The organism is Leptospira jelokensis, from assembly GCF_004769635.1.
Classification (GTDB): Bacteria; Spirochaetota; Leptospiria; order Leptospirales; family Leptospiraceae; genus Leptospira_A; species Leptospira_A jelokensis.
Genome location: NZ_RQGH01000024.1, coordinates 48,401 through 70,360, shown reverse-complemented (window position 1 = coordinate 70,360; position 21,960 = coordinate 48,401). Strand labels below are relative to the sequence as shown.

Here is a 21,960-nt window from a genome sequence, read left to right as displayed (position 1 = left end):
TATGGATGAAAGTTTTACATTCCAGGAAGAATCCCTCTACCAAACGGTATGTGGGATTGGTGACAGCAAACTCCCGTTATGGGAAAGCCGACTGAATGTAAAACTGATCCCACGTGGAAAATCTCTTATCATCCAAGGGAGTAGTGACCATGTACAAGTGGCACTCGATACCTTCCAGAAAGTAGAAGAAAATTTCAAACGAAGACCAGACAAATCGGAGTATTCTTTTTTTGATATCGATTACTTGGTGAACAAAGTGAAAGACTCCAGTGGTGGGTGGCCAACGCCAGGATCCCCAGATTTCCAAAAGGAAGGAGAAACTTGGACTCCCAAAGACAAAATTTTTGTCACCTTCAAGGGCAAACCCATTTTCCCTCGTACGAAAAACCAAGAAAGTTTTGTGGATAGCCTTCATAAAAACTACATCACGATTGCCATGGGTCCTGCCGGCACAGGGAAAACATTTTTATCCATCGCCACTGCTTGCCGCATGATGCAAACAGGAGAAGTGGACAGGCTCATCCTCACAAGGCCTGCCGTAGAAGCAGGGGAGAACTTAGGTTTTTTACCTGGCGACTTAACACAAAAAGTAAACCCTTACCTTCGCCCCATCTATGATGCGTTACACGAATGTATTGGTTTCGAAAAAACAAGTGAATACCTACAAGTGGGAAAAATTGAAATTGCTCCTATTGCCTTTATGCGAGGCCGCACCCTTTCCCATTCCTTTATCATCTTGGATGAAGCACAAAACTGCACACTCCCCCAACTCAAAATGTTCCTCACACGGTTTGGGAAAAATTCCAAAATGGCAATTTCAGGGGATGCAACCCAAATCGATCTTGCCCATGGTCGCTCAGGCCTTGAAAAAACAGTTTACACACTTCGAAATTTGAATGGAATAGAGACAATTTTTTTCGGAAGGGAAGACATAACCCGTCACCCGATCGTCGAATCAATTGTCCGACGTTTCGAAGAAAACGAAAGTTTATTTAACAAAAAACCATGAAAGCAATCTTTGATTCTTCAATGACAAGTGTGACTGACTTTTTAACAAAAGTTAGACCGGTCTCTGTTGTACGGAATATCCAAATCATTTTGGTATTTCTCACCTTACTTTTTGTTACATACGTACTTTCGATTCCTTTTTTTGGGCAATCTAAAGTGGATACAGACCCTGACGGACTTTTTTCGGAAGGAAAAATTGCACCGGAAACCATCCAATCGGTAAAAGAATTTTCCTATGAAGATAGTGAGAAAACCAATTTAGAAAAACAAAAAGCAAAATCAAATGTTCCCTATGCCTTTGATAAAGACTTTGGGGTGTTAGCTTCTGGGATTGATACCAATTTATCGGAAGACTTAGAGATATTACGCATTTTGGTCCAAGAAGGAAAATCAAATCCCACAACGGTGAAGGACCGGATCCCGAGGTGGCGCAATCGTACAAACGAAGAAATCCAAGCGATATTGGATTATCCTAAAAAAGAAAAATTAAAAAATTTCATCCAACAATACACAAATCTTATTTTTTCCAAGTATTGCATAGTAAAGGAAGACTTACCTTTTGCCAAAGAATTGGACAAAGCTGGTGCAAAAATTCGTAATATCGGAACCCAAGACCACACTACGATCATCGATGGGAATTTAGTCATCCCTAGGTCTCAAATTTATAAAGACGGGCCAGTGACTGCCGTATTATCTAAGTTAGCTTCTGAAAAATTGCCAAATGTATCTGATTCATTACTCAAAGCAGTTTCTCGGATAGGTTTGTATTATGTATATTCCTATCCCGCTTGTAATTACAACCCTGAAGAAACTGAAAACTCTAGAGTAAAAGCTGCAATTGCAGTTTCAGTGCAAAAAAGTAGGATCCAAGCGAATGAAATCATCGTGAGAGCAGGGGATGTCATCACACCTGAGGTAAAGTTGAAATTGGATATGATGAATTTGTATGCCACAAGGGCAAACCTCGCATCCATTGTTTCCATTTTCCTCACTCAATGTGTCCTCATTGTCATTGTAGGTTTTTATTTGATCCGTTACCGGCCAAACCGATTGAATGACCTATCCAGTAACCTCATTATCTTTTTTACATTATGGATCGTAATCGCATCGATCTATTTATTGTCTAAAGTGTTTTATGCAACTGACAGTGATTTGTCGGGAGTTTACTATTTTGGAATGTTTGTCCCTGTGGGTATGCTCTGTTTGTTACTTGGTTTTGTGTATGATGAGCAACTTTCCATAGCCATTGGATTCTTTTTATCCTTTGCCGTCTTTTTTGCCTCACGTTACAACCCGACATCGTTTATGTTGGCTTTCACGGTTGCGGTCATGAGTTCCATCTATGGGCGCAGGTTACTGAAACGAATTGATTTCCTTAAGGCTGGTTTTCTCTTAACCTTCGTACAAATCTTAATCACAACGGCTGGGTATCTGTTTGATGGCAGGGAGTTTTTTGTATCGAGTGGTGCTGGTTTTTTTAAAGATTTTACCAATTCCAATTTATTTCGGATTATCATAATGTGTTTTGTGAATGGGTTTGCGAGTGCCACTGCCGTTCAGTTCCTCCTCCCACTCTACGAATACATCTTTAATATCCCAACACGATTCAAATTGATTGAGCTTGCCGATACGGGCCATCCATTATTACAACAACTCCTAACAAAGGCACCATCCACCTATACCCATACCTTTATGGTAGCAGCACTCTCTGAAAGGGCAGCACAGAATCTAAACTTGGACCGGCTTCTTGTGCGTGTGGGTGTGTATTTCCATGACATAGGCAAAATACCGAATGCGGGATTTTTCGTAGAAAACCAACATTTAATTCCAAAACCGGAACACATCGATAAAAATAACCCAGCCCTTGCTGCCAAAACGGTCATTGATCATGTGTTAGATGGAATTGAAATGGCCAAAAAAGCCAGGTTACCGAGAGAAATCATCAGTTTTATCCCGGAGCACCACGGAACCTCCACAATGGCATTCTTTTACCACAAAGCTTTACAAGAAATTTCAAGTTCTGCACGTAAAAATATAAACAAAAAAGATTTCCAATACCCTGGGCCTAAACCTCAAAGTAAAGAAACAGCAATTGTGATGATTGCCGATTCATTGGAAGCCGCCTCTCGTTCGTTAGATGAAGTTTCCCCAGAGAGTTTAGATGATTTGATCCGTAAAATCATCAATTCCAAACTTGCAGAAAACCAATTGGATGAAAGTGGATTAACCATCGGTGATTTAGAAATCATCAAATCCAGTTTTAAAGAAGTTTTACTTTCAAGCCTACACCAAAGACCCAAGTACCCAAAACCCGAAGATACCAAGGCCTTAGAATCGGCGAATTCAAAAAAGTCAAAACAATGAATCCTTCCCTTTCGGTTTCCACTCATTGGAATGATGAAACGAACCAAACGGAAATCATTCCAGACTTGGTATTAAAAAATAGTGAAAAAATTTTACAATTCCTAAGCCCTGGTTTCTTAAAAGCATTAGAGTTATCGATTTTACTTGTAGATGATGCAGGAATGAAAACAATCAATGCGGAAAGGCGAGGGAAAGATAAAACGACAGATGTTTTGTCTTTTCCTTTGTACTGCGAATTTCCCGAGGTACCGGTTCAAATTTTAGGGGAAGTTGTGATTTCTGTGGACACTTGCAGGAAACAAGCGATGGAAATTGGGCATAGTCTTATCGATGAGTTTTATCGTTTGTTAGTGCATGGGATTTTACATCTTTTTGGATACGATCACGAAACGAATGAAGAAGATGCGAAGCTCATGCGAAAGATGGAAGATGAATGTTTGGATTTGGTTTTTTTAAGATAAATGGCCATTCGAAAAGAAACTGGGATCATTATCCAAAGTAAGGACATAGGTGATAGTGATAGGCTCATCAGTTTAGCGGGTGAATCCCATATGCGAATGAATTTTATCAGCAAAGGGATTCGTAAATCCAAACGGAGAGCGATCATTTCAACGGAACTTGGTTGTCTGGTGGAAGTGGATTTTTATGACCAAGCAGAGAAGGATTGGAAGTCCACAAAGGAAATCCACTTAATCAAACGATACGATGAATTAAAGTCTGATTACATAGGAACTCTTTTTGTTTTGTACATCACAGAGCTCACCTCCCATTTATACCCTGAGGGAGAGAGCCATCCATTTTTATACCAGTTACTTTCTGGCAGTTTGGAGGCGTCCAATGCCAATGGATTTCGTAAGGAAATCCTTCCCTTTTTCAAACTCCGTGCCCTCACCCATATGGGACATTTTCCCACTGAGTTTTACTGCCATACCTGCGGAGAAGAGGTTTTAACAAAACCTAAGGCGTATTTTTCTGTCGACTCACGTGAATTTTTATGTTCCGATTGCCATCCCATTTCCAAAGATCATTTGCCTGTTTTAAAACTTTTTCATACAATGTTATCTAAGAAATTTTCAAATGTTTTATCCATCTTCCCAAAAGTTACGGAATACACCGAAGGGGATCTCATCCTCAATCAGTTTTTGCGATCACTACTCGGAAGGGAATTGAAGTCGTATTTTGAATTTTACAAAACCATTGGGGATTTATGAACTTTATCACGAAAACCATTTTACTTGTGATGACCTTTTCGGTGTTCCTTGCTCTTTTCCAATTGCTCCTAAAATCGGAAAACCTCAAACCAAATTCGTTGCCTAAAATCTCCAAAGACCAAAAAGAAATTTTCCAAGCAACCATCCGTGAGACGAAGGAACCGATCCCCAATTTTGTAACACGTTTCAAAATCAAAAGTTTTGAACTATGGGAAAATGCAGACCAATTAAAAATGGAACTTAAAATAGAAAAATGAAAGCCAACCAATTATTAAAAAATCTTGTCCTTACAGAACTAACGAAAGCAGTCAAATCATACCTGTTAAAAATAAATGTAGACCTTCCTCTTTCTGATTTCAAAATCCGAATCGAATACTCAAGGGATGAAAAATTTGGCGATTATTCTTCTCCCTTTGCTCTGGAGAATAAAAATCTTTTAAAATTAAATCCAAAAGAGATTGCGGAAGGTATACTTTCGGAGATCAAAAATGAAGATCTCTTTGAGTTTGTAACTTTTTCTCCTCCAGGATTTATCAATTTTCGAATTCGTGCTTCCTATCTACTCCAGTATACTAACGCAGTGATGTTTCCTAGTGTTAGTTTTGCACATTCGGAAAATACTGAGAACATATTACTTGAGTTTGTTTCTGCAAATCCAACTGGACCCATGAATATTGTTTCGGCTCGTTCTGCGGCATACGGGGATGCTCTTGGGAATTTACTCACAAGCCTTGGCCATACCGTCAAACGAGAGTTTTATGTAAATGATTATGGCAACCAAGTGTATTTACTTGGAGTTGCGGTATTACTTCGAATCTTTGAAGAAAAAGGAGAAACCATCACATTCCAAGAAGAGGAGAGTGAGGATTCTGTAACTTCACTGATAGAAAAAAGAATTTTGCCGAAAGAAAGTTACCGTGGTGAATACATTAAAGATATTGCCAAAGAATTACTAAAGGACAATTCCAAATCAAAGCAAGTAGAAGATTGGATTCTAAAGAAAAACTGGGAAGAATTGGTACCATATTTGTCAAAGTATGCTGTGGATTACAATCTAAGCCGACAAAAAGAAGACCTAAAACTTTTTGGAGTGCAGTTTGACTTGTTTTATAGTGAAAGGAGTTTACACGAAGCTGGTGAAGTTGAAAAAGTTCCTTCTATTTTAAAATCGGAAGATGTGACTACCATAGATGGGAAACTTCATTTTTTATCCACTCAGTATGGTGATGACAAAGACAGAGTGATCCGTAGGGAAGATGGAAGGCCAACGTACCTAATGGCAGACATTGCTTATCACTATGACAAATACAAACGTGGTTTTAACAAACTCATCGATATCTGGGGACCCGATCATTACGGATACATTGCTCGTTTGAAAGGAGCTGTGGAATCTTTTGGAAAACCAAGGGATAGTTTTTTGGTTCTCATTGCCCAACAAGTGAATTTGATCGAAAACAAAGAAAAAGTAAAAATGAGTAAACGTTTGGGAATTTTCCAGACAATGCGAGATTTATTAACTTATCTTGGGAAAAATGGAAAAGATGTTGGACGTTACTTTTTCCTTATGAGAAGTTCTGATGCACCACTCGATTTTGATTTGGACTTAGCGAAGGATGAATCAGATAAAAATCCTGTATTTTATATCCAATATGCGCATGCAAGGGTTTGTTCCATCTTTCGTGAATTACAAATTCCTATGGAGGGATGGGTGGGGCCAAGCAATTTAAATGCCAACCATTTCCAATCCGATGAACGCCTTCGTTTGTTATTTTGGGTCTCTCGTTTCCAAGAAGAAGTATATGATACAGCTTCTAATTTAGAGCCACACCGCCTAACCAATTACTTACAATCACTTAGTAAAGCTTTTACAAAATTCTATTCTGATAAAAACAATCGTATTAAAGAAAAACAAGGGGAAGAAAGGGAACACTTATTACTTCTCATTTATTTAACAAAATGTTCGATCGCTTCTGGATTAGAACTACTGGGAATCACTTTTCCAGAGAAGATGTCAAAAGAAGGAGAGTAATCCTAAATGACTCCTCACATTGTTATATTGTCAACGGGATCGGAGCTTACAGCAGGTAGGAGTGTTGACACAAATTCTGGTTGGATCGCAAATCAATTATTTGAGCTTGGTTGGAAGGTAAAAAAATTCATCACATTACCGGATGATCCAAGTCTCATCCTTTCTGAATTAAAAGCCTTACAAACTCTTGCCAAGGAAAAACAAGTTCTTGCCATTATGACAGGTGGGCTTGGGCCCACTGAAGATGATTATACTTTAGAAACGGTTTTGCAATTCACTGGGAAAACCTCTTATTCTGTTGAAAAGGCAAAACTCCGTTTAACAAAAATTTATGAATCACGTGGAAAAGAATACAAAGACATCCTTCCGAGTGTTTTTCGCCAAACCCATGTTCCAGAAGGTTCAAAAACCTTAGATAACTCAGTTGGCATTGCTGTTGGATTTATTGAATCATTGGGAGAGAATTCCTATTTGGTTTGTATGCCAGGAGTTCCCTCCGAGATGACAGAGATGTTCAGACGCCGTTTGGTCCCTGAGTTAAAAAAACTTTACCCTCGTGAGAACTTAGTCCATAAAACCAAATGGTTGTGGAATATCGGTGAGTCGTTATTCCAAAATGAATTCATTGAACCAAATCGGGAGGAATTTTTTAAAGAGGCAGAGTGGGGTGTTACGGCAAACAGAGGTTATATCAAATGTATTTTCCAATCTACGAATGAAGGATTATTGGAAAAAATAATAAACCGCCTTGAAACACAATATCCAAAAATCATATCCGATGATGTATTTCAATTTGTTCACGAACAATTATTAAAAGAAGGCCTTACTGTTTCGGTTGCTGAAAGTTGTACGGGTGGACTTCTTGGAAAAAAACTAACGGAACAAGCAGGTTCTAGTGTTTACTTTATGGGTGGTTTTCTCACTTACTCAAATCAATTAAAAACAAATTTGCTTGGAGTTCCAAAGGATTCCATTGAGACATATGGTGCAGTGAGTGACGAAGTTGCAAAGGCCATGGTGGAAGGCCTCTACGAAAAAACAAAAACTGACTTTGGTATTTCCATAACAGGGATTGCTGGCCCAGAAGGGGGTAGTGAGGGCAAACCAGTTGGAACCGTTTGTTTTGGTCTAAAAGAACCAAATGGAAAGGTCTCAGTACATCGTTACATCTTTCCTGGGAATCGAGAAGCAATCCGGGAAAATGCGAGTAACACTGCTTTGTTTTTATTATACCAATCTTTAAAATTTAGGACAACATAAACTATGTTTCAAAACATTCTGTATTCACTTGGTTTTTTTCTTTTATTTTATTTGAGTTGGGATGTGGAATTCAATTTTGTTCCGAACATCCGAGAAACATGGATTTGGAATTTAGAGGGTAAGTTTGGAACAACATCTCCAAAAGTGGGAGAAGATCCTATAAAAACCATCAATGGTTACAAATTCAATAAACAGTTTTATTCGTTTAAAACAAATTCTCTCCAAGTATTCGATGCCAAGTATTTGGTCGATTTTCCAATACTTGGGAACGGTTACCTTTTGTATGAAAAAATTGGTGACGAAGTTAATTTTTATTCCGACAGCAGTGAATTGTATTGGAAAAAACCCATTAATTCTTACCCTAGGAGTGGTTATTTTGCATCACCTGTTTTGTATTTATCGGGAGACAATAACACTGTATTTTTACTAGATGAAAGTGGGAACCAGGTCGGAAAACAAGAGTTAAATGGTAGGTTTTTAACTGACTACCAATTTGATACGAAAAACAAGGGAGTTGTGGTGCTCTTCTCTGGAGGAGAGATTTACCGATTGGATGAAAAGGGGAATGTCATCTTTGGTTTTGATTTATCAAAAGACAAACCAAACTCATTTTTTAAATCCGTTTCTCTTTCTCCCGATGGGAAACTCACAACCGTTCATTTTTCAAGAGAAAATAAAGACTGGATCCTCCTACTCGATGGATCGGGTAAATCAATAGAGGAATTCGCTTTAGCCAAGTTTTTCCCCCACCAATTGTACATAGCCACTGGAAACGAGGGGCAAATTTTAATTCAAACACCAAATTCATTGGAATATTATGAATCAGGGAAATTGGTTTGGGAAAAAAATAAGGCAAAACAAGGTGGAGTTTACCAATCCATATTCGCCACAGATAGTTTTTTTGTGGCCCTTATGGATTCGGAACTTCTATTTTTGAATGGAAAGGGAGACCTGATCCGAAAGAAACGAATCTCTCCTTCAGAACTTCCCATTCGGTTTTTTCCAGGTAAGTTAGAGTCTGTGTTCTATATGGAAACAAAAACCGATTTGGTCCAATTTCAGAAATTGTGAAGTTGGTGTAGGTATTTTGTAATCCCAATGCTATTAGGATATCAAGACAATTTGGTAGGATTTTTAAAACGAACCAACTGCATCCAGAGTAGTGAATGGCTCCAAACGAAAATGAAAGATACAATTAGTTTGAATTTGGTTTGGAATCAACTTCATAGATGGATAAGGATTTGAATCCGGTCCTTCCTTCCCTATTGATCATCGCTATGGTTTCTGTGCAAACTCCAGGTTTGATATTAAAGATCAATTGGTCCGAAATTTCACGGCAAATGTAGAGCCCTCGGCCATGGCTATCTTCTAATCCTTTTGGGAACCCGGTTGTTTCATCAATGCTGATATGGCGATCCAATCGGTGTAATATTTCCTCTTTCTTGAGTGAGCCAAACTGGTCTCTTACAACAATAAAAATTGTGCTCTCAGTAGACCCATACCCAATGAGAAAATAATCCTCTGGCATGAGTTGGATATTATCCAATGGGACTACCATATCATGGCTTGGAATTTCAAATTGGTATTTGTATTCCCCTTCGTTTGTGCGGGGTGCCCGGATCATGGCATTGGAGGTTAGTTCCTCTAACACTTGTTGGATGGCTTTTGGTGCACCTAATTGGATCAGGTTTTTTGAAATTTTTCCACATAAAATAGATCTGTCTTGGTCAGATTTGATCTGTTTGTATACAATCCCATTACTTGGAGCTTCTTCGAATTCACTGTTGATGTTTGTATCAAATACCTGGAATTCCTTTGTGAAATACTTTTCAATACCGAATATATCATTGGACAATAATTTTTCCACCATCACTTCGATGAGATGGATGTCCAAAAAACTATACTTAGGAATGATGTTCCAAATTTGAAGGTCCTTTGCAAATTTTATATATTCATTGATATTGTATGCAGTCATAAGCGCATACAATACGTGAGGGAATTCTTTTTGGATGAATTTTACGAGATCGATCCCAGATTTTCCTGGTAATCGAATGTCTGTGATGGTTAGGTCAATTTTTTCATTCGTGAGATACCAAACGGCTTCTTCAAAATGTTCCGCTCCAAAAACATTGTATTTGGAACTTAACAAATCCATAATGGCTTCGCGGATGGAATGAATGTCTTCGACAATCAGTATGGATTGTTTCATGTGTTTGGCTCCGTGATATCGTTTGTGAGCGGAAAGGAAATCGTGAACCTGGTTTTTTGTTCTACTGATTTTACCGAAATATTTCCATCATGTTCTTTTACAATGGAATGGCATATGGACAAACCAAGACCTGTTCCAGTTCCTGATTTGTTACTCGTAAAAAAGGGATCAAATATCTTTTGGATGATGGCATCAGGGATTCCACCCGCATTGTCTTCTATGATGATATGAAGCCAATTCTTTGTTTTGCGGATTTCAATATTGATTTCGCCCGGCCTATAGTCGAAGGCCTGTAACGAGTTACGAAATAAATTCATAAAGAGACGTTCCATTTTCCCTGGATGGAAAGGGAATTGGTATTCGTGGTCACAAGTGATCCGCCAATTGATGTTTTTACTTAAGTGGGGATACAAACGAATCACTGTGTCCTTCGCGCGATTGATAGTTTCGACGATATCACCAAGTGTGACTTTTACTTTATCCGTTTTGGCAAAAGAGATGATATCGGAAACAATGATGGCCGCACGAGAGATATCATTTCTTATCATGTCCAGGCGTTTTTCAATTTGTTCTGGAGGTTGGTTTTGCCAGTTAGCTTTTAAATTTTGTAGTGTTAGGCTAATTCCCGTTAGTGGGTTATTTAATTCATGGGCTATGCCTGAAATTAAAATTCCAAGTGAGGCAAGGTTACGCATCCGAAAGGATTCTTCTTCTTTTTCTCTTTGTTTGGTTACATCTGAAATTTTTTCTACCATCCAAAACAAATCTTCTTGTTTTGGATAAGGGTAAAATTCTAAGAGTAGGGTTTGTTTTTTATCTTCAGAACGAAAAAATATTTCCCGAGTGATCGGTGTGGAATTAGTTTGGTTTTTTTCCTTTGATTTTACATTGATTTTTGGACAATACGGACAAACGTCTGTTCGTTGGTACAATACTTCGTAACACTTTCTATCAAGCAGTTCATCGTATTTATTGTTTTTTGCGAATAGGATGGTTGCTAAATTTGCCCTTTGGATATTAAAATCGGAATCAATGAGAACAAGGGGGTCTTGTACAACATCATAAATGGCTTCTAACTCCCTTGCTTTTTCGGCTACTTTTTCGATATTGTCTATCGAATGGGAATCACCTTGGTTTACCAAATCAGACAATTTAATACCCTAATGATTGGTTCAATTGTTTGAACATCTTCTTTTGGTTACTGTTTCCATTTGTTTTCTGAAGGGCAGAGATGGATGTCAGTTGGCTATGAAAGTCTAATAAAAATTTGATATAAAAATCTTTTTTGAAATCATTCCTTTCTTGTTTTACGGAATCATTCCTAAGGGATGAAAGTGGGAAACTATCTGTCCCATCAATCCCTGAAAATTGGATTACCATATCATTAACAGAATCATCGAGTGGGGTAGTATCTGTGATTTTGGTTTTTGTTTTTTGTTCAATCTCAGTATCTTCTGTTGTGATTAAAATTTCCACCTTAGACAATACGGATCCATTAAATTCTAGTAAAATTGATTTTTCTTCAGAATGTTTGATTCGGTTTTTGTTTTGTGGGTCTGGATCCACTTTGAATTTCCGAATCCGTAACCCCGTTCGGTTTGGATACGCACCAATGAACTGGATGGTCGTATTTGCAGGTAAGGAAGAAACTTGCTCGTAAGACAAAAGTTCCCTAGCCTTTGCGATATCTCGGTAAAGGCTAAGGATTTCCTTGTCTAATCGATTTTCTTTTTCGGTAATGTTAGTCTCTGAATAGAGACTAACACTGAATAAAAGAAGACTAAGGAGCGCTAGGTGCCGGTACTTCGGGAGTGGTTCCATCAGTTTCTACCGGAGCTTCCAAACTTGGTTCCAAATCTGGAACTAATACTTCATCTTTCTTAGCAAAAACAAAGGAGAGAGCAAGTGATAATACAATGAATAGTATCGCTGCGACTCGAGTTGTTTTTGTCATTACATCTGCTGTTGATGCACCAAACACGGATTGGCTAGCGGTAGATCCGCCGAGCATACCTGCACTACCACCTTTCCCCGTTTGGATCATCACAAGAAGGATGAGAAAAAGAGAGAGTAGAACAAATAGAGTGAGAATGGTTCCTGCAAAAAATCCCATAAAGTTTCCTTATTTTAAAAGTCCTAAAAATGAATCTAATTTTTGACTGGCTCCACCAACAAGGCCACCGTCAATGTTCGGTTTGGCGAGAAGTTCTTTGATATTGTCCGGTTTCACCGAACCACCATACAAAATTTGAATGTTTTCTGCCACGGCTTCTGCCCCCACAAAAAGTGAACCAATGGTTTTCCGAATGAAAGCATGGGCTTCTTCTGCTTCCACGGGTGTTGCCACTTTTCCTGTGCCAATGGCCCATACTGGTTCGTAAGCAATCACAAGATTTTGAAAGAGGTCACTTGTGATATCCTTTAGACCTTTTTTGATTTGGTCTTCGAGGACAGAGAACGTTTGGCCTTTTTCCCGTTCTGCCCAGGTTTCTCCTACACAATACACAACACGAAGCCCTGTTTTTAAGAAGTAAGAGATTTTGGCATTGTCAAACTCGGAAGTTTCACCGAGGAATTGGCGCCTTTCCGAATGGCCAACGAGCACCGTTTTGATTCCAAGTTCTGCAAGTTGCACGGGGGAAATTTCACCGGTCATGGCTGTGAGGCCAGACTGGTAAGCATTCTGCGCCCCTACGATGAGTTTGGATCCACTTGCAATGGAGGAAACCGATTCTAAATGAAGGGCACTCGGAAATACCATAACTTCGAAAGAAGATGAGTCACTGGCACTTAACAATCCTTTTGCGATTGATTTTGCCTCTGCCAAACTGAGGTTCATTTTCCAGTTTCCTGCGATGATCTTCTTTCTCATTTTATTTTTCTTCCTTTGGGAGTAAACATTGTACGCCAGGCAGGGTTCGTCCTTCTAAAAATTCTAAAGAAGCACCACCACCAGTGGAAATATGAGTGATTTTGTCTGCCACACCGGCTTTGTTCACTGCGGCGATGGAATCCCCGCCACCCACAACTGTTTTGGCCTTGGATTTGCTAATGGCCTTTGCAATTTCGATGGTTCCTTTCGAGAACTTATCCATTTCAAAAACACCCATCGGGCCGTTCCATAAAATGGTTTTTGCTTCTTTTATGGCTTTCACATAATTGTCGATCGTCTTAGGACCAATGTCCATTCCCATCCAACCATCGATGATTCCCATTTTGTCCACGGACTTCGTTTTTGCATTGGGATCAAAATTGTCTGCAATGATATGGTCAATTGGGATTTGTAAGTCTACCCCTTGGATCCCAGCCCTGTCAATGAGTTGGAAGGCTTGGGATTCAAATTCTGGTTCCACAAGGGATTTCCCAACAGGCACCGCTCTGGATTTCAAAAATGTATAGGCCATGCCACCCCCGATGAGGAGGTGGTCTACCTTCTCCAGAAGGTTTTTTAAAATCGCAAATTTGGAACTCACTTTGGATCCACCCACGATCGCCACAAAAGGTCGTTCTGGTCTTGCGAGGAGACCACTTAAGACTTCAATTTCTTTTCTCATCAGAAGTCCTGCAAACGCAGGCAGGAGGTGGGCCACACCTTCTGTGGAAGCGTGTGCTCTATGTGCAGTTCCAAACGCATCGTTCACATACACATCAGCCAGTTTTGCCAGTTCCTTACAGAAACCAGCATCATTTGCCTCTTCTTCCTTATGGAAACGAAGGTTTTCTAAAAGTAAAATCTCTCCTTCGCCGAGATCATTTGATAACTTCACGACGGTAGCTCCAATGACAGCCTCTGAGAAACTGACTTTGGTTTTTACCAGTGTGGAAAGGACATCAAACACAGGTTTCATGGAATACTTTGGTTCCGGTCCACCCTTCGGTCTGCCTAAGTGGCTTCCCAAAATGATTTTGGCCCCTTTGGAAATGAGGAGTTCCAAAGTAGGGAGGGTTTTTTCAATTCGAGTTTTGTCCGTCGCAATTCCGTTTTCCACAGGGACATTGAAATCCACGCGAACAAAAACTCGTTTTCCTTTTAGATTTTGTTCTTCTAGAAGAGGTAATTTCATCTTAGCCTTTTTTTGCCATGTAACGTACGAGATCTAACACTCGGTTGGAATATCCCATTTCATTGTCATACCAAGATACAAGTTTGAAAAACGTTGGGCTTAGTTCAATACAAGCATCCGCATCAAAGATAGAGGAACGAATGTCACCTAGGAAGTCGTTGGATACCACCATATCTTCCGTGTAACCAAGGATTCCTTTCATAGAACCTTCACTTGCTTCTTTCATTTTCTTTTTGATTTCAGCGAGTGATGTTGGTTTTTCTGTTCGAACGGTTAAGTCCACAACGGATACGTCTGGAGTGGGAACTCGAAAACTCATACCAGTGAGCTTTCCATTCACTTCTGGGATACAAAGTCCTACTGCTTTTGCCGCTCCAGTGGAAGCAGGGATGATGTTTTGGGCAGCACCACGTCCACCTCGGAAGTCTTTTTTAGAAGGTCCGTCAACGGTTGGTTGGGTTGCTGTCATCGCGTGGATGGTTGTCATAAGGCCTTCTACGATTCCAAAATTGTCAAGGACCACTTTTGTGATCGGAGCAAGGCAGTTTGTTGTACAAGATGCGTTGGAGACAACATTGTCTTTTGCGGCATCGTATTTTTCATGGTTCACACCCATGACAAAAGTAGGGATGTCTTTGTCTTTGGCAGGAGCTGAAATCACAACTTTTTTTGCACCCGCTTTGATGTGCTTTTCTGCGCCGACTCGGTCAGTGAAAAGACCTGTGGATTCAATCACGAAGTCCACTCCGAGTTCTTTCCATGGGAGTTTTTCAGGGTCTCTTTCGGAGAAGGTTTTTACTTTTTTGCCATCGATGATGATTTCATTGTCTGTATGAGAAACTTCCCCGTCGAATCGACCGTGGGTGGAGTCATATTTGAATAGATAAGAAAGGTTGTCTGGGGTGACGAGGTCGTTGATTGCTACAAATTCTAAATTGGGATCTTTGATTCCGGAACGAAGCACAAGTCGTCCAATGCGACCAAAACCATTAATTGCGATTTTTACCATGAGTTTCTCCTAAAAGGCTCGTATCTAGAGATAAAACGATTTTTTAATAACAGAATTTCGAGTTCGGGGTCTATGTCACTCATTTTAAAGGGAGAAGGAGCATTCACGGAAAGAGAAATTCCCAAATTTTAGGGTGACTTCTTCCCAGTGGCAGTGTATGGTTGGTGGGCTTTTCTCTGTCTAACTTCACGATGGATTCCCTAAAACTAGAACTCAATCGAGCCAGAATCCAACAAACCATCTTGGCAAAGGTCTCCTCCCATCCGAGCGCTCGGTCAGGGGACATCCAAACCATCTCCCAACTCATCACGAAATCCGTAGCGGAAGGCTTAGAAATCGAACGGGTCGGAGTTTGGCTTTTTAACGATTCCAAAAATGAACTTGTGAATGTGGACACGTACATAAGGAGTGCGGGGATTCACAGTTCTGGGGCCATCCTAAAAGAAAATGAATTTCGAGAGGAGTTCCATTACTTAGTCAATGAAAAGTTTGTGGATGCAAATGATCCTTACACCGACCCACGAACCAAAGGATTCATTGATACCTACCTAATCCCGAATGGCATCACTGCCATGTTAGATGGTGTGATCCGCATGGGGGAAGAACTCATCGGTACATTATGTTTTGAACATGTTAATAAAAAACATATGTGGTTAGAAGATGAAATTATTTTTTGTAGCCAGTTAGGTGACCAAATTTCATTAACCATCAGCAACCAACGAAAAAACAAAATCAATGATGAACTGATCGCCAGAGAAAATGAGTTAAAAGAACTGAATGAATCTTTGGAACGATTGGTCGAAGAACGTACAAAAAAATTAAAGTTGGCAAATGATGAATTGGAGATGACAATAACCAGTTTAAAGAAAGCACAAAACCAATTGGTTTTATCTGAAAAACTGGCAAGCCTTGGCCAACTTGTGGCAGGGATCGCTCATGAGATCAACAATCCCATTGCCGCCATCCAATCTTCTGCCGAAAACCTAAAAGAGTTTTTGTTTGAATCGGAACTTTCCATTTTCCAAAAAGAATTAAAAGAATTATTACCTGACCTAACGTTACAAAAACGGTTTTTGGAACTCATCCAAATATTAAGGACAAGGATTGAAATCATTTCTGGACGGGATCGTATGAACCGAAGGAAACGATTGGAAGTTTGGTTACAAACCAATGGAATCCCTGATACCTTTGCTTACCACTTGATTGATGCAGGATTTGATTTGGATGTTCTCGAATCATTTCGAGACTTACTTTGTGGAGAGCGATTGGAAAGGATCCTTACCTTGCTTGTTGAAGAAATCACAGTGTACCAATCCCTTCATATCATGTTGCTTGCAGTGGAGAGGGCAAGTAAAATGACCTTTGCCTTAAAAAACTTTGCCAGGTTTGAGATCTCCAAAAATCCCATCCAAGTGAATTTAAAAGAAAATATCGAAACGGTTTTGACCCTTTACCAAAACCAATTCAAAAAAAATGTAAAACTTGTAAAAGAGTTTGGGGATGTTCCTTTTATCGAAGGTTATCCAGAAGAATTATTACACCTTTGGACAAATTTAATTTACAATGCCTTACAAGCGATGTCCTTTCAAGGGAAACTCATCATACAAATGAAATTAGAAGGGGATACAGTTTTTGTATCGGTTGAGGATTCGGGGCCAGGAATTCCTTTGGAAATCCAAAATCGAATTTTCGAACCATTTTTTACCACAAAGCCATTGGGGGAAGGGAGTGGTCTTGGTTTGGATATATCGCGAAAGATCGTAGAACGGCACTTAGGTTCCATTCAATTTGTTTCCAAACCTGGCAAAACCATTTTTACAATTGGATTGCCAGTTAGAATCACAAACTAAGGTTTGTTAAGTTACCATAAAACCGCAAAAATTTGTGATTCTTGGATGGGGCCAAGGGTTCTCGAGTCCACACCAATTTCTCTGTTGTCAGCGAGTAAAAAAAAGGATTTTTCAGGCACAGTGACTTCTTTCATGTCATCGTGTTCTGTTTTTCCTTGTGGGATTAGGGGGATGGTTTGGGTACTCGGTTCAGGAAATAGAGCCGGGTCAAGGATTGTTCCATTACGAAAGACAAATCGTTTTTGGATGGAGATGGAGTCTCCCGGTTTTCCAATGATCCTTGCCATCACATAAGAATTTGGATCAGACGGAGAGACCGCAATCACAACATCCCCAATTCCCAAATTGTCCTTTCGAAACCACCTCGTAAAGTATTTCGTTTCCCCTTGTTTGAAGCTAGGTTCCATATAGCCATTGGAAATAGAGACAGGTAACAATACTTTGTATTTCACAAAGAGAGCAAATGTGAGCCCGATGCCCATAGGCAAAAGGATTGCGATGAGTTTTGTTTTGAGAGGGATTTTTTGTTTAGACATGGAAATAGTTGATCTCTTTTCGTAAACTTTCTGTGAGTTGGTTCATGTTTTGTGAATTGGACTTCGTTCCATCACTTGAAATGGCTGTGGTTTGGGCATGTTGGTTGATCTCGGCAATTGAACGTGAGATTTCCATCATCGCCGTTTTTTGTTCGTCGGTTGCTTCTCGGATCATCTCAGAAAGTTCACGGATCTGAGTGACACCTTCGTTCACTTCTTCGTTTGTTTCAATTTGTTTTTGCACAACAGACCGAATCTCTTTTGTCATTTGGTTGATCGAATTCACGCCGGTAATGGTTTCACTTAAGATGGAAATGGATTGGTCAATTTTTTCTTGGCCTTGGCTGATTTCCCCTTCGTTTTGTTTGATAAGTTCTTCGATATCTTCGATGGATTTGGCTGTTTTGTCGGCAAGTTTTGAAATTTCATCGGCAACCACAGCAAAACCTCTGCCACTGGCACCAGCCCTTGCCGCCTCGATTGCAGCATTTAACGCTAGTAAGTTGATCTGTTCGGAAATATTATGAATGATTTCGACTACATTTGTCATTTCAGAGGAAGACTGGTAAATTTTATCCATGGAAAGTTTCATTTCACCAAGTGAAATTTCCCCTTTTTTGGCATCTTTTGTGATCTCGCCCACACGAGTGTCAGCCACTTGGAATTTTTTATCAATTTCTGTTACTGCTTGGTTGAGTTCTGTCATCTTTTTCATGAGGGATGCCAAAGTAAAGGATTGGGTCTCCGTCCTTTGGGCCACACTTTCAATGCCTGCTGTAATTTCTTCAATAGAGGCTGAAATTTCTTCACTGCTTGCCGCTTGGTTTTGGGCTGCATCGGAAAGGGTTAACATGGATTCATAAATATCGGAACTTGTGTTTGTCAGTTCATTTGATACGGTTTGGGTTTGGTTGACAATTTGGCGTAATTTTGTTTGGAAATCAAACATGGCGTTGGCCATACTTCCAATTTCATCCCGGCTTGGGTCATAAAAATCGGATTTTAAATTCCCTTTGACCATCTCACTGATGCGGACTTTGATACGCTCCAGGGGTTTCAGTTTGGATTCAATGACAAGTACGGTAACAACACCAATCACGATGACGATAAAGATGGATATCCCCAGTGTCAATAAAAGGCTCATCAATGTTTTTTCATAGAGTTCTGCATTTTCAAAAATACAAAAGATGATGTAATTGAATTCAGGGTTTTTGACAAAGAAAATTCGTTTTTGTGTGCCATCTTCTGCTGAATCTATAAATCCTAGTGCTTCATCTGTTTGGAAGGGTGTATCAAATACTAACTTGGCTTTGGCGTTATTTCCAATTTCTTTTTTGTCGGTGTAATAAACGATGGATCCATCCCCATCAAAAAATCCAACTTTTCCTGAACTTCCAATTTTTAAGTTCCCTAAGATAAAACTAGATAGTTTTCCAATATTTAAGAAACCTCCCACATACCCTTGGAACTCGTTATTTTCATACACGGGAAGGGTGTATGGGGAAACAATATCCCCTGAAATACGAGAACGGATGCTTGTGTGGCGGAGTGGCCCTTGTCTTGCCAAATCACCATCTTCTATATAAAATACCCCACCCGTTTTGGATTTATCATATTCGTTTGTGGAGATGAATATCCCATCTTCTGGTTTGTAATAGAACAAGGCTTCTACGGCATGGTTTGTACTTCGTAATTGAATTTCATTTAAGACAGCACGAACTCCGCTTAGATTCTTTTTCACAATCTGGTCTTTGAGTTTGTTATCTGCAAATATGGATATGGTGAGTCGGTCTCGAAAATCAACAAGAGTGAGCCTCATGAGTGATTCCGAATCCATAACCGATTGTTTCATACTGGTATTCACAAGGTCTAACTCTTGTTTGAAATTCATTCGGTAATTGATAATAAAGAGAAGTAATATGGCTGCAAGAAAGGACAAGACTGTTTGGAATCCTAAATTGCGAGATAACCTTCTTGTATTGATCCGTGAGTTTTTGTCCATGCGAATGGATAATAAAATCCCTTTTACATTAAACTTTGTTTCAACGAACCCGATAAAAATGGATTGGAATAAAATGGTAAATGCCAAAGTCATCCCAAGTCCAATCGCTAGTTCACTTAAGAGGACAAAGTTTCTCGTTTTTTGGAAAACGAGTAAGGCGATCAAAACAAAAACATACCCGATGCTATACCTGATGGCAACATCCATCATTGAAACCTTTTCCAAGTGGTCCAACCAGAAATATGCCTTGTGGTTGTCTTTACTTGTTGCCGTTCCATTGTAAATGCGAAGGACAGGGGAAAAACGGACGTAATAAAATGAGATACAAAAAACAAGTAGGAAAACGACGATAAGGGCAGTGGAAATTAGAATGATTTCAAATTCTTCTTGTGTCCATTGTGTGAAAAAATAGATGTAAGAGAGTAATAATGGGAAACCAATGAAATAATTAAATCCTTCCAGACCAAAAATTATAAATTTGATCATTTTCCGTATGTCCATACCGTAGGGATACAGATTGTCTAAGAATTGTAAACGTAAAATTCCAAAACCACCCCTTTATGAAAGACACACTTGTTCTCAAAACCATCCAAGAAAAAATTAAAAATTTAGGTAGTTTGCCTGGGTGTTACCTTTGGAAAAACCAATTGGGGCAAGTGATTTATGTAGGAAAAGCACTCAAACTCCAATCACGAGTTAGGTCTTATCTGAATCCAAACCAAAAGGACAGAAAAACTCGGGCACTTTTTGTTGAGTTATATGATTTAGATTGGATTGCCACAAGGACAGAAAAAGAAGCACTGCTGCTTGAAGCAACTCTCATCAAAAAATACAATCCTAAGTTTAATGTTAGGTTAAAAGACGATAAAAAATATCCCTTTTTATGTGTTTCTACGAGTGAAGACTACCCAATGGTATTTTTAACTCGGAAAGTTAAAGATAACGGAGATAAATTTTTTGGTCCCTTTACAGATGTGAAAGCTGCCCGTGATACTCTTGAGCTGATTCACCGAATTTTTCCCATTCGGAAAACAAAGTTGAAACTCCCTTTGGCGAAACCTCAAAGGCCTTGCCTCAATTTTCATATGGGACGTTGTTTGGGGCCCTGCCAAGGGAATGTCACAAAAGAAACCTATGCAGAGTTAGTGGATGAGATTTTACGATTTTTGGAAGGCAAAAAAGAAAGGTTAGTTGCTGACTTAAAATCGGCAATGATTGCAGCCTCTGCCAAAATGGAATACGAACGAGCAGGTTTTCTCAAACAAAGAATTGAAAAAATAAACCAAATTCGCGAGAAGCAAACTGTTGTTAGTTTAGATGGCGGAGACGAAGACATTCTTGGGATTAGTAAAAGGGATGATGAAGGTCAAATTGTGATCCTAGAAGTAAGAGGGGGAAGGCTTGAAGGAAAAAAATCCTTTCCTCTTTCTGGACTTTCTTTTTCAGACGATGAAGAAGCGTTTACATCCTTTTTACGGGATTATTATTTAAATGCCACCGTTTTGCCGAGTGTTGTGTATCTTCCAACTTCCGCAAAAGGCAATTATGATGTTTTTTTAGAAGCCATCTTAGAAAAATTTGGCACTTCCATCAAACTCAAATTTCCAGAGATGGGTCCAAAAAAATCCTTACTCCGCCTAGCGGAAAAAAATGCAGACTTAAGTTTAACAGAAAGAATCCTTGCAACCAAACTCCGCGACCAAACCGTCGCCATGAAAGAATTACAAGAAAAGTTAAACCTTCCTACCTTACCTCGTACCATAGAGTGTTATGATATATCTCATTTCCAAGGCAGTTTGCCTGTCGCCAGTGGAGTGATGTTTGTGGAGGGAAAACCGTATAAACCAGGTTACAGGCATTACAAAATGCGTGGGTATGAGGGAATCAATGACCCAGGTATGATCCATGAAGTGATAGCACGGAGGTTAAGCCACCTTGTGAACGAAGGAGAAGCTCTACCTGATCTCATCGTAATTGACGGGGGCCTAACACAGCTTTCACGAGCGGCCGAGGCTGCCAATGCCTTGGATTTAGGTCATATCCCCATGGTGGGCCTTGCCAAAAAAAGAGAAGAGATTTATTTTCCAGGGGAAAAACACCCCTATAGTTTTGACATCCACTCACCAATGATGCGTCTGCTTCGGAATTTAAGAGATGAAGCCCATCGTTTTGGTGTCACTTTCCAAAGGTTACAACGTAAGAAAAAAGCACTGAAATCAATTTTGGATGACATCCCAGATATTGGGGCCAGTCGTAGAAAAAGTATCCTTAGTTATTTCCATACAAAGAAAAAGGTAACAGATGCTACGCGAGAGGAATTAGAAGGCGTTCAAGGGATTGGCCCAGTGCTTGCTGAAAAAATTTACAATAACATCCAAAGTTTAAAAAAAATAGAACCTAAAGACTGATCCTTCACCA

At 39.5% G+C, this 21,960-nt stretch carries 19 protein-coding genes; 10 read left to right on the top strand and 9 right to left on the bottom strand.

Translation table 11 applies throughout. The features are described 5' to 3' along the window. Position 1 precedes the first annotated feature (1 nt). Genes EHQ62_RS09585 through EHQ62_RS09550 form a run of 8 tightly spaced genes read left to right on the top strand, consistent with a single transcriptional unit; the run spans position 2 to position 8,943 of the window. Complete coding sequence (locus EHQ62_RS09585) at positions 2-1,009, top strand: PhoH family protein (protein WP_135642271.1); 1,008 nt, start codon at positions 2-4, stop codon at positions 1,007-1,009. Then, positions 1,006-3,372 carry an HD family phosphohydrolase gene (locus tag EHQ62_RS09580; protein WP_135642269.1) on the top strand — a complete coding sequence of 789 codons (2,367 nt, stop codon included), beginning with the start codon at positions 1,006-1,008 and terminating at the stop codon, positions 3,370-3,372. The genes EHQ62_RS09585 and EHQ62_RS09580 overlap by 4 nt, the downstream gene beginning before the upstream one ends. Beyond that, entirely contained in the window at positions 3,369-3,833 is a 465-nt protein-coding gene (gene ybeY / locus EHQ62_RS09575) for an rRNA maturation RNase YbeY (RefSeq protein WP_135642267.1), read from the top strand. The genes EHQ62_RS09580 and ybeY overlap by 4 nt, the downstream gene beginning before the upstream one ends. Then, on the top strand, positions 3,834-4,583 hold the full coding sequence (gene recO, locus EHQ62_RS09570; RefSeq protein ID WP_135642265.1) for a DNA repair protein RecO: 750 nt from the start codon (positions 3,834-3,836) through the stop codon (positions 4,581-4,583). Next, the gene (locus EHQ62_RS09565) at positions 4,580-4,840 is read left to right on the top strand and encodes a hypothetical protein (RefSeq protein WP_135642263.1); all 261 of its coding nucleotides are present in this window, start codon (positions 4,580-4,582) and stop codon (positions 4,838-4,840) included. Before recO ends, EHQ62_RS09565 begins: the two co-directional genes overlap by 4 nt. Beyond that, on the top strand, positions 4,837-6,612 hold the full coding sequence (gene argS, locus EHQ62_RS09560) for an arginine--tRNA ligase (RefSeq protein WP_135642261.1): 1,776 nt from the start codon (positions 4,837-4,839) through the stop codon (positions 6,610-6,612). The genes EHQ62_RS09565 and argS overlap by 4 nt, the downstream gene beginning before the upstream one ends. A gap of 6 nt (positions 6,613-6,618) precedes the next feature. Beyond that, positions 6,619-7,872 (top strand): nicotinamide-nucleotide amidohydrolase family protein, encoded by a 1,254-nt coding sequence (locus EHQ62_RS09555; protein ID WP_135642258.1) that lies wholly within the window; start codon positions 6,619-6,621, stop codon positions 7,870-7,872. Between the two features lie 3 nt (positions 7,873-7,875). Further along, the gene (locus EHQ62_RS09550; RefSeq protein WP_135642256.1) at positions 7,876-8,943 is read left to right on the top strand and encodes a hypothetical protein; all 1,068 of its coding nucleotides are present in this window, start codon (positions 7,876-7,878) and stop codon (positions 8,941-8,943) included. A gap of 124 nt (positions 8,944-9,067) precedes the next feature. Here the strand turns inward: EHQ62_RS09550 and EHQ62_RS09545 are convergent, their stop codons facing one another. Genes EHQ62_RS09545 through gap form a run of 7 tightly spaced genes read right to left on the bottom strand, consistent with a single transcriptional unit; the run spans position 9,068 to position 15,154 of the window. Then, a complete protein-coding gene (locus tag EHQ62_RS09545) occupies positions 9,068-10,081 on the bottom strand; it encodes a response regulator transcription factor (RefSeq protein ID WP_135642254.1) in 1,014 nt (337 codons plus the stop codon). Next, the gene (locus tag EHQ62_RS09540) at positions 10,078-11,232 is read right to left on the bottom strand and encodes an LIC_12097 family sensor histidine kinase (RefSeq protein ID WP_135642251.1); all 1,155 of its coding nucleotides are present in this window, start codon (positions 11,230-11,232) and stop codon (positions 10,078-10,080) included. Before EHQ62_RS09540 ends, EHQ62_RS09545 begins: the two co-directional genes overlap by 4 nt. Position 11,233: 1 nt before the next feature. Next, positions 11,234-11,902, bottom strand: a complete 669-nt coding sequence (locus EHQ62_RS09535) for an LIC_12096 family protein (protein WP_135642250.1) — start codon at positions 11,900-11,902, stop codon at positions 11,234-11,236. Next, the gene (secG, locus tag EHQ62_RS09530) at positions 11,862-12,194 is read right to left on the bottom strand and encodes a preprotein translocase subunit SecG (RefSeq protein ID WP_015678104.1); all 333 of its coding nucleotides are present in this window, start codon (positions 12,192-12,194) and stop codon (positions 11,862-11,864) included. The genes EHQ62_RS09535 and secG overlap by 41 nt, the downstream gene beginning before the upstream one ends. A gap of 9 nt (positions 12,195-12,203) precedes the next feature. Next, complete coding sequence (gene tpiA, locus EHQ62_RS09525; protein WP_135642248.1) at positions 12,204-12,953, bottom strand: triose-phosphate isomerase; 750 nt, start codon at positions 12,951-12,953, stop codon at positions 12,204-12,206. Between the two features lies 1 nt (position 12,954). Continuing rightward, positions 12,955-14,145: a phosphoglycerate kinase gene (locus tag EHQ62_RS09520; RefSeq protein ID WP_135642246.1), complete on the bottom strand. Its 1,191-nt coding sequence runs from the start codon at positions 14,143-14,145 to the stop codon at positions 12,955-12,957. Position 14,146: 1 nt separating this feature from the next. Beyond that, the gene (gap, locus tag EHQ62_RS09515; protein ID WP_135642244.1) at positions 14,147-15,154 is read right to left on the bottom strand and encodes a type I glyceraldehyde-3-phosphate dehydrogenase; all 1,008 of its coding nucleotides are present in this window, start codon (positions 15,152-15,154) and stop codon (positions 14,147-14,149) included. A gap of 164 nt (positions 15,155-15,318) precedes the next feature. On the opposite strand from gap, the gene EHQ62_RS09510 reads away from it, so the two are divergent. Continuing rightward, the gene (locus tag EHQ62_RS09510) at positions 15,319-17,004 is read left to right on the top strand and encodes a GAF domain-containing sensor histidine kinase (RefSeq protein ID WP_279638324.1); all 1,686 of its coding nucleotides are present in this window, start codon (positions 15,319-15,321) and stop codon (positions 17,002-17,004) included. 11 nt (positions 17,005-17,015) lie between these two features. Here the strand turns inward: EHQ62_RS09510 and lepB are convergent, their stop codons facing one another. Together lepB and EHQ62_RS09500 are read right to left on the bottom strand one after the other, a co-directional pair. After that, entirely contained in the window at positions 17,016-17,540 is a 525-nt protein-coding gene (lepB, locus tag EHQ62_RS09505) for a signal peptidase I (RefSeq protein WP_244241721.1), read from the bottom strand. Further along, positions 17,533-20,028, bottom strand: a complete 2,496-nt coding sequence (locus tag EHQ62_RS09500; RefSeq protein ID WP_167482864.1) for a methyl-accepting chemotaxis protein — start codon at positions 20,026-20,028, stop codon at positions 17,533-17,535. Before EHQ62_RS09500 ends, lepB begins: the two co-directional genes overlap by 8 nt. 74 nt (positions 20,029-20,102) lie before the next feature. Here EHQ62_RS09500 and uvrC point away from each other — a divergent pair, with 74 nt between their 5' ends. Continuing rightward, positions 20,103-21,950 (top strand): excinuclease ABC subunit UvrC, encoded by a 1,848-nt coding sequence (gene uvrC / locus EHQ62_RS09495; protein ID WP_135642238.1) that lies wholly within the window; start codon positions 20,103-20,105, stop codon positions 21,948-21,950. Positions 21,951-21,960 lie beyond the last annotated feature (10 nt).